This is a genomic window from Bradyrhizobium sp. (genome assembly GCF_049798375.1).
Classification (GTDB): domain Bacteria; phylum Pseudomonadota; class Alphaproteobacteria; order Rhizobiales; family Xanthobacteraceae; genus Bradyrhizobium.
Genome location: NZ_JBARGP010000782.1, coordinates 1 through 7,990, shown reverse-complemented (window position 1 = coordinate 7,990; position 7,990 = coordinate 1). Strand labels below are relative to the sequence as shown.

Here is a 7,990-nt window from a genome sequence, read left to right as displayed (position 1 = left end):
GTTCGGCCGCAAATGCTACTACCCGGAAATCAAGGCGTCGAACGCCTCGGTGCGCGCCTTCAACGAGCGCGCCGCCATCAACGCACGGCTGCAGGGCACCGCCGCCGACATCATCCGCCGCGCCATGATCAGGGTCGAAGACGCGCTGGCCGCGAAGAAGCTGTCGGCGCAGATGCTGCTGCAGGTGCATGACGAACTGATCTTCGAGGTGCCGGACGACGAGGTCGCCGCGACCTTGCCGGTGGTGCAGAAGGTGATGCAGGACGCGCCGTTCCCGGCGGTGCTGCTCTCGCTGCCGCTGCAGGTCGATGCCCGCGCCGCGAACAATTGGGACGAGGCTCATTAGGCGCTATCGCGAACATGACCTGACGTCATTACGAGGAGCCGAAGGCGACGAAGCAATCCAGACTTCCTTCTTGACTCTGGATTGCTTCCGCCGTCGCCCTTCGGGCTATGGCGGACAAGTCGCTTCGCTTGCAATGACGAGGCCCTCACGTCCGCTTCACGTGTCAAACAGCTGAAGGCGTGCGCTCGCATCGTCGCGGCAGGATCTGCCCGAGCTATGCAAGGCATCGCCCTCGAAAATGAATGAGGGCGCAGGGAAGGCCGGGCACCGGCCGGCACCCATGGTCCGCGTGCAACAAAAAAGCACGCGGCAGAACCACAGGCTCAGCCGAGAATGCCCGGCCTTCCCTGCGCGACGGTTTTAACGCTTATACGCGCTCTCCTCGGGGACCGGCTTGATTGCCCCCGTCATCGCGATGCTCGTCATGAACATTGCGACTTGACGCCAGCACCGGGGCGTCAGGACCACGCGATTTCACGTGCGTGCATCATCGTTCGTCCACGTGAAGATCACGCTGCAACAATGCACGCCCATCGCATCCCGCTTCCAACGTCCGTGACGATCGCGACACGCCCCTCATGCGGAGGCGGGACGTGCGGAGCATCGTTCTGATTTGCCCGACAAGGCAAGCTGCGTGGCATGCGACAAAGTAACCCGACGGGCAATTTGTGCATGCCTTTCATGTGCAGATTGCCCGTCGGACCAGCAGGCGTCGCCAACCACACCGCCGTCGTCCCGGCGAACGCCGGAACGGCGGCGCGATCTGAGGCCCTAGCTATTTTCGCAAAACAGTGTCGTCCGACCTTGAGCCGGGCTCCATAATCACAAGCGGAAGTCGGCGCACGAGCCGGTCGGGACTTCGTTGAGCAACCGAACGACCGCCGCGGCGTATCGGTCCCGGCATTCACCGGGACGACAATCTTTGTGGTGGCCTCATTGAGGATCACACGCCGCGAGCCGCTGTCGTGCAGCTCAATTGCTCTCCGAGCAATTTGCGCGATGACGGCGTGCGGCAACTCGCGGTAGGACTGCGGCATCCGTGCCGCAGCCCAAGCCGCCGTCACAACCAAGCCGCCAATGCCTCATACATCCTCCCTGCTCGCCTTCGCGCTCGTCTCCCTCGGCATGGTGCTGACACCGGGGCCGAACATGATCTATCTGATCTCGCGCTCGATCACACAGGGGCATGCGGCCGGCATCGTTTCGCTCGGCGGCGTCGCGCTCGGCTTCATCGTCTACATGCTGTGCGCGGCATTCGGCATCACCGCGCTGCTGCTCGCGGTGCCCTTTGCCTATGACGCGCTGCGTTTTGCCGGCGCGGCTTATCTGCTTTATCTGGCTTGGCAGGCAATGAAGCCCGGCGGCCGCTCGCCGTTCCAGGTCAAGAAGCTGTCGATCGACAGCCCGCGAAGACTATTCCTGATGGGCTTCGTGACCAATCTTTTGAACCCGAAGATCGCGATGCTTTATCTGGCGCTGCTGCCGCAGTTCATCGATCCCACCGCCGGCAGCGTGCTGACGCAGTCGTTGGTGCTCGGCGCGATCCAGATCGCGATCAGCGTCAGCATCAACGCCGTCATCGCGATGGCGGCCGGCAGCATCGCAGTGTTCCTGGCGAGGCGGCCGAATTGGGCACGGGCGCAGCGCTATCTGATGGGCACGGTGCTGGCCGGGCTTGCGGTGCGGATGATGGTGGAAGCGCGGCGGGGCTAATCGCCCAACATCTCACTACGCATTCGGTGCAACCCTCTCCCCCTGTGGGAGAGGGTGGATCGCCGACGCGGAACGCGACGGCGAGACGGGTGAGGGGTCTCTCTCGGCATTTGCATGGGTGGATAGAACCCCTCACCCGGCTCCATCTCGCTTCGCTCGATTCCGCCACCCTCTCCCACAAGGGGAGAGGGTGCACCGCCGATGCGGCGCAATCACGCACTCAATCCAGCTTCGCTTCCATCCCCCGCGCCACGCCGGGGCGCGCCATCAGCGCTTCGTACCAGCGCTTGACGTTGGGGAATTCTGACAGCTCCACCTTGTGGCGCGGGTGCCGCCAAGCCCAGCCGAGGATGGCGAAATCGGCTACCGACAGCGCGCCCGCGACGAATTCGTGGTCCGCCAGCCGCCGGTCCAGCACGCCGTAGAGCCGGCGCGTTTCGGCCATGTAGCGCTTCAGGCTGTAAGCGCGGTCCTGCTCGTTCTCGAGCGCGATGAAATGGTGCACTTGCCCCGGCATCGGGCCGAAACCGCCCATCTGCCACATCAGCCATTCGTAGACCGGAATCCGCTCAGCCAACGGCTTCGGCAGGAACTTGCCGGTCTTTTCGCCGAGATAGAGCAGGATCGCGCCGGATTCGAAGATCGAGACCGGCTTGCCCTCCGGACCCTCGGGATCGACGATCGCCGGTATCTTGTTGTTGGGGCTGATCGCGAGGAAGGCGGGCGCCATCTGCTCGCCCTTGCCGATGTTCACCGGGACCACCTTGTAGGGCAGGCCCATTTCCTCCAGTGCCACCGAGATCTTGCGGCCGTTCGGCGTGTTCCAGGTATGCAGCTCGATGGTCATTGGGGCCTCTTCAGCTCTTGTTCAGGGAGGCGTCTGTAGCATCCTGGTGGTAAGGCGGCAAAACGACCGGAAAAGAACGACCGAGGTCAGAGCCAGCCCGTTAAGGACGGCGTGCACAAGCCGCCTCGCCGCTGTTGACGAGCCACGCCAAGCGCTGGCAAGAGCGTCGCGCGGCCAGTAAAATTAAGCGCCAGCGCACCCCATTCGCCATCAGGACCAAACATTCGGGATCAAGCATCTTGTCCAAATCCGCCTCACGTGCCCGCCTTCACGAGATCATCCGCAAGCGCTCCTTTGGCCGCGGCGAGATCACGCTGGCCTCGGGCCGGAAGAGCGATTTCTATTTCAACCTGAAGCCGACCATGATGGATCCGGAGGGCGCCACGCTGCTCGCCGAGCTGACCTACGAGGCGCTGAAGGACGAGAGTTACGACTATATCGGCGGACTCGAGATGGGCGCGGTGCCGCTCGCCGGCGCGATCGCGCAGATCTCGTGGCTCAAGGGCCATCCGATCGCAGCCTTCTTCGTGCGCAAGAAGCCGAAGGAGCACGGCGCGCGGCTGGCGATCGAGGGGCTCACCCGGGACGAGACGCTCGCCGGCAAGCGCATCGTCGTGGTCGAGGACGTCACCACGACCGGCGGCTCGGCGATGAAGGCAGTGGAAGCGCTGCGCGAGGCCGGCGCCGATGTCGCGCTGGTCTTCACCATGGTCGACCGCCAGGAAGGCGCGGCGGAAGCGTTCGCAGCCGCCCGGCTGCCGTTCCGTTCGCTCTACACCGCGAGCGAGTTTCTCTAGCGCTCGATCAAGTAAAGTCGATTCAATGCTTCTCAGGAGGTCCACCTCTCCCATCGGGAGAGGTCGGATTGTATCGCCAGATGCAATCCGGGTGAGGGGTTCCGGTCTATCGACGGAGCCGCGTCCCCTCACCCGATCGCTGCGCGATCGACCTCTCCCCACGGGAGAGGTGAACCGAGGCTTTGGCAGCGGCTTCGACTCAACCACAATCCCTGATGCTCTGGAGTCCGCTTCTGCGCGCATCTCGACGCGAGCCGGTATCGGCTTCGCGCGCCCGCGCTCACCACTCATTTACCATCCCGCGTTATGGTTGCTGGAAAGCTAACGCGTAGTCGCGCCGCCGGCGTGACGCTGCTTGGGTGGAGTGGGCGTTGCGTCAATTGTTGTCGTTGCCGCGGAAGCGGCGTCGGTTTGTTGTCGCAGCTGTGCTGGCGGTGACAGGTGCGGTCGTTGCGATGCCCCGTGCGGCGGTCGCCCAGGGCCTGTTCGATTTCCTGTTCGGCGGGTTCAACCGGGCGCAGCAATCGTCGGCGCAGCCGAACGGCGCCGACCCCTGGGCGGCCGGCCAGCAGACAGCACCGCAGCCGCATGCCGTTGCGTCCGGTTCCGGGCCCGCCTTTTGCGTCCGTAGCTGTGACGGCCGCTATTTTCCGCTGATGCGCGGCGCCTCATCGCCCGTGGCGATCTGCCAGGCTTTCTGCCCGGCGAGCGCCACAAAAGTCTATTTCGGCGCCTCGATCGACAGCGCTTATGCCGCGAACGGCGAAAGCTACGGCGAGAGCGACAACGCCTATGCCTATCGCAAGACGCTGCGCGCGGACTGCACCTGCAATGGCCGCGATCCCGCCGGCCTGGCGCCGGTCGATCTCGCGCTCGACAATTCGCTGCGTCCCGGCGACGTGATCGCCACATCAGACGGGCTGGTGGCCTATTCCGGTGCGCGCGGTGCCACCGCCCAGCCCAGCGACTTCACGCCGGTCGCCTCCTATCCCGGCCTGACGGCGGAGGTGCGCGCCCGCCTGACCGGGCTCAAGGTCGCCCCGGTGCGCGCCGACACGGTCGCAACCGACTTGGCGCAGCCTGCCGTCGGCGGCGACGTCAGTCTGGCGCCGCCGGCCGACATTACGCCCAAGCCGGGCCAGGGCCGCGACAAGCGGGCGGCGTTGAACTGACCGCGAAACGGTCATTCCGGGGCGAGGCCATAGGCCTCGAGCCCGGAATCCAGAGGTTACTCATTTCAAGATTCCGGGTTCGCTCTGCGAGCGCCCCGGAATGACAGCAAGAGGCTAGCGCCCGACGATCACGCCGATCACGTTCGGCGCGGCAAGGTATTTCTCCTCGATCGCGGCCCGCGCCGCGGCGCGATTCTCATCCGTCAGCAGCCCACGCTTCTCGGCCAGGATCATCCAGCAGAAGCCCCACCAGTCGGTCAGCATGCCCTCGTCGTCGACGAGGTCATAGCCCGCCTCGGCCGCGAAGATGCGCGCCCGCGCCTCGTCGAGCCCATCCAGGAAGGTGTGATCGGTGGCCGAGAACAGCGCGTCGGAAATATCGTCGGTGGTGAAGCCCCAGACCGACATGCAGACCGCATTGAAGGCGCGATCGAGCTGGTCGTCATCGACGACGCGCCGCCGCGCCGTCTTGTGCAGCCGCGACAATGTGCGGGCGAAATCCGCGATGCGGGTGAGAGCCAAGGGATCGAAGGCGAAATTGGACATGATGTCCTCGCTAGAAAACGCTGATGCCGTGGATGCTGGACCGACGGAGCCCGTCGAATCACGGAGATAACGACAGCTTGCTAAAGTGTTCTTAATTTGTTCTAGTGAATTTGCAAAGAGAGAAAGTTCGTCGTCCCGGCGAACGCCGGGACCCATACGCCGCAGCTCCTCGATTCTGCACGGTCGTCGCCCATGGCTATCGAGGCGTCATACTACGTGTACATTTTGGCCAGCGGCCAACACGGCACGCTGTACAACGGCGTCACCAATGATCTGCGAAGACGGCTCGCGCAGCATCGGGGTGGCCAGGGCTCGCGCTTCGTCCGCAAATACAAGCTCAATCGGCTCGTCTACGTCGAAACCTATCCAACGGCGATGCAAGCGATCACCCGCGAGAAGCAGCTGAAGAACTGGCGCCGCGATTGGAAGATCGAGCTGATCAAACGGGATAATCTCGATTGGAACGACTTGTCGGGCCTGATTTGCGGCCGGTGAGTCTGGATCCCGGCGTTCTCGGCGCGCAATTGCGCGCCTGTCCGGGATGACGGCTGGGAACGGGATGACGGCTGGGGCTTGATATCGCACCCGCCCTCAATCCGGCGGCCGCTGCGCCACATAGGCCGTACGCAGGCCGGGTCTGAAGCCGCAGCCCTCATAGAAGCGGTGCACGCTCGGATCAGCGCGGCCGCTTTGCATCAACACGTGGTGACAGTCCTGCCGCCACGCCTCCTCGAGCGCCATTTGCACCACGGCCCGGCCATGACCGCGCCCACGATGATCCGGGTGCGTGACAACATTTTCCAGAAAGCCATGCTGCCGGCCGGCGCGCAGAAGATTGGGGACCGTGACCAGCATGCAGGTCGCGACAATGCGGCTCTCGGCCTGCGATACGAAGATGGCAATGCCGGCGCGCGACAATAGCTCGGCCCATATTCCTTCGGTCCGCTCCCGCGGCGCCGCGACCGCGCTCACCTCCGAGACCTGAAACAGCGCGAGCAGCCCGTCGAGATCTGCCGATTCGGCAAGCCTCGCCATTGCCACTTCTCTCTGACCTGCCCTACCCCGACGCCAGCAGCCGGCCGCTGCAGGCGCTGGCCCAGAATTTTTCACCGCATTGCCGCTTGATCGCCATGCAACGCTGCGCCGGTGACGCATTGGCTGGAACGCTGCAGCCGCAGCTCAGCCTATCCGCGCTGCGGCCGATGCTTCCGGCGGCGGCGCCGGTCGCCGTGATCAGGCAGACCAGTAGCAATGCCGCGGCGATCTCGATGGCAAGCCTCATGACGCACCTCCCCCTGATCGTGCGCTTTGGAGCGACGCGGGCCGGCAGCGATCCTAGCATAAAACGAGGCCGCGCGGAGCTTGGGAACTCCCGGCGCGATCTTGCCCGAAATTTATCCTTTCCCCCGGCCCCGAAACCACCCCGGGTTTCGATTCCGGCCCATCCGTCGTATGATTTTAGATCGTACTGGCATCAGCATCACAGGTTCCCCAGGTGACAGATCAGCCGTCCCCGCGCAGCTTTCCGGCCCCCGGCCAACCCGTCGACGAATTGGCGGTGGCCGAGATCAAGAGCGACATCCTGGCCAAGCTTCGGCTTGCCATCGGCAAGGACGCGAGCCTGGCGACCGCGCAGGACTGGTATCACGCTGCGGCCCTGACCCTGCGCGACCGCATCGTGCATCGCTGGCTGACCGCCGACAAGGAAAGCTACGACGCCGGGCGCAAGCGAGTCTATTACCTCAGCCTGGAGTTCCTGATCGGCCGGCTGTTCACCGACGCGCTCAACAATATGGGGCTGATGAAGGTGTTCGAGATCGCGCTCGGCGATCTCGGCGTCGGCCTGTCGGAATTGCGCAAATGCGAGCCTGATGCCGCGCTCGGCAATGGCGGCCTCGGCCGGCTGGCCGCCTGCTTCATGGAGAGCATGGCGACCTTGGCAATCCCCGCGATCGGCTACGGCATCCGCTACGATTTCGGCCTGTTTCGGCAGGTGATCGTCGACGGCTGGCAGCAGGAATATCCCGACGTCTGGCTGTCGATCGGCAACCCCTGGGAATTGCAGCGGCCGGACGTGGTCTACCACGTCCATTTCGGCGGCAGCGTCGCGCATGTCGACGACAAGGGCAGGGATCGCGCGGTCTGGACGCCCGGCGAGACGGTGCAGGCGGTCGCCTATGACACCCCGATCGTCGGCTGGCGCGGCGAGCACGTCAACGCGCTGCGGCTGTGGTCGGCGCGCTCGCCCGATCCGTTGAAGCTCGACGTCTTCAACACCGGCGATTATCTCGGCGCCTCCGCCGAGGAGGCGCGGGCCGAGGCGATCTGCAAGTTCCTCTATCCTAATGATGAAAGCCCGGCGGGCCGCGAGCTGCGGCTGCGGCAGGAATATTTCTTCGTCTCCGCCTCGTTGCAGGATCTGGTCAAGCGCCACCTCGGCTCGGACGGCCAGCTCCGCAACCTGGCGCAGAAGGCCGCGGTGCAGCTCAACGACACCCATCCCTCGCTCGCCGTCACCGAGCTGATGCGGATCCTGGTCGATTTGCACAACTTCCGCTGGGACGAGGCC

Annotated in this window: 10 protein-coding genes; 6 read left to right on the top strand and 4 right to left on the bottom strand. The window is 64.6% G+C overall.

What is annotated here, in order from left to right; genetic code table 11:
- Positions 1 to 346: DNA polymerase (locus WA702_RS29905; RefSeq protein ID WP_425114135.1), on the top strand; the 346-nt coding region annotated here is incomplete at its 5' end.
- 1,077 nt (positions 347 to 1,423) lie between these two features.
- Positions 1,424 to 2,059, top strand: a complete 636-nt coding sequence (locus tag WA702_RS29900; RefSeq protein ID WP_425114134.1) for a LysE family translocator — start codon at positions 1,424 to 1,426, stop codon at positions 2,057 to 2,059.
- A gap of 220 nt (positions 2,060 to 2,279) precedes the next feature.
- On the opposite strand, the gene WA702_RS29895 is transcribed toward WA702_RS29900, so the two are convergent.
- Positions 2,280 to 2,906 carry a glutathione S-transferase family protein gene (locus WA702_RS29895; RefSeq protein WP_425114133.1) on the bottom strand — a complete coding sequence of 209 codons (627 nt, stop codon included), beginning with the start codon at positions 2,904 to 2,906 and terminating at the stop codon, positions 2,280 to 2,282.
- 239 nt (positions 2,907 to 3,145) lie between these two features.
- Between WA702_RS29895 and pyrE the strand changes: the two genes are divergently transcribed.
- On the top strand, positions 3,146 to 3,703 hold the full coding sequence (gene pyrE / locus WA702_RS29890; RefSeq protein ID WP_425114132.1) for an orotate phosphoribosyltransferase: 558 nt from the start codon (positions 3,146 to 3,148) through the stop codon (positions 3,701 to 3,703).
- A 371-nt stretch (positions 3,704 to 4,074) separates the two neighbouring features.
- Positions 4,075 to 4,875 (top strand): DUF2865 domain-containing protein, encoded by an 801-nt coding sequence (locus WA702_RS29885; RefSeq protein WP_425114131.1) that lies wholly within the window; start codon positions 4,075 to 4,077, stop codon positions 4,873 to 4,875.
- 114 nt (positions 4,876 to 4,989) lie between these two features.
- On the opposite strand, the gene WA702_RS29880 is transcribed toward WA702_RS29885, so the two are convergent.
- Positions 4,990 to 5,421 (bottom strand): hypothetical protein, encoded by a 432-nt coding sequence (locus tag WA702_RS29880; protein ID WP_425114130.1) that lies wholly within the window; start codon positions 5,419 to 5,421, stop codon positions 4,990 to 4,992.
- Between the two features lie 192 nt (positions 5,422 to 5,613).
- Here WA702_RS29880 and WA702_RS29875 point away from each other — a divergent pair, with 192 nt between their 5' ends.
- Entirely contained in the window at positions 5,614 to 5,916 is a 303-nt protein-coding gene (locus WA702_RS29875; RefSeq protein ID WP_425114129.1) for a GIY-YIG nuclease family protein, read from the top strand.
- 96 nt (positions 5,917 to 6,012) lie between these two features.
- Here the strand turns inward: WA702_RS29875 and WA702_RS29870 are convergent, their stop codons facing one another.
- Complete coding sequence (locus WA702_RS29870) at positions 6,013 to 6,456, bottom strand: GNAT family N-acetyltransferase (RefSeq protein ID WP_425114128.1); 444 nt, start codon at positions 6,454 to 6,456, stop codon at positions 6,013 to 6,015.
- A 22-nt stretch (positions 6,457 to 6,478) separates the two neighbouring features.
- Positions 6,479 to 6,703 (bottom strand): hypothetical protein, encoded by a 225-nt coding sequence (locus tag WA702_RS29865; protein ID WP_425114127.1) that lies wholly within the window; start codon positions 6,701 to 6,703, stop codon positions 6,479 to 6,481.
- Between the two features lie 213 nt (positions 6,704 to 6,916).
- Between WA702_RS29865 and WA702_RS29860 the strand changes: the two genes are divergently transcribed.
- On the top strand, positions 6,917 to 7,990 hold a 1,074-nt coding region (locus WA702_RS29860; RefSeq protein WP_425114126.1), incomplete at its 3' end, for a glycogen/starch/alpha-glucan phosphorylase.

Bases quoted from the DNA above. Each gene is read 5' to 3' on its own strand.
- WA702_RS29875 (WP_425114129.1), top strand. From the start codon at position 5,614: ATGGCTATCGAGGCGTCATACTACGTGTACATTTTGGCCAGCGGCCAA.
- WA702_RS29870 (WP_425114128.1), bottom strand. From the start codon at position 6,456: ATGGCGAGGCTTGCCGAATCGGCAGATCTCGACGGGCTGCTCGCGCTG.
- WA702_RS29880 (WP_425114130.1), bottom strand. From the start codon at position 5,421: ATGTCCAATTTCGCCTTCGATCCCTTGGCTCTCACCCGCATCGCGGAT.
- WA702_RS29895 (WP_425114133.1), bottom strand. From the start codon at position 2,906: ATGACCATCGAGCTGCATACCTGGAACACGCCGAACGGCCGCAAGATC.
- WA702_RS29900 (WP_425114134.1), top strand. From the start codon at position 1,424: ATGCCTCATACATCCTCCCTGCTCGCCTTCGCGCTCGTCTCCCTCGGC.
- WA702_RS29865 (WP_425114127.1), bottom strand. From the start codon at position 6,703: ATGAGGCTTGCCATCGAGATCGCCGCGGCATTGCTACTGGTCTGCCTG.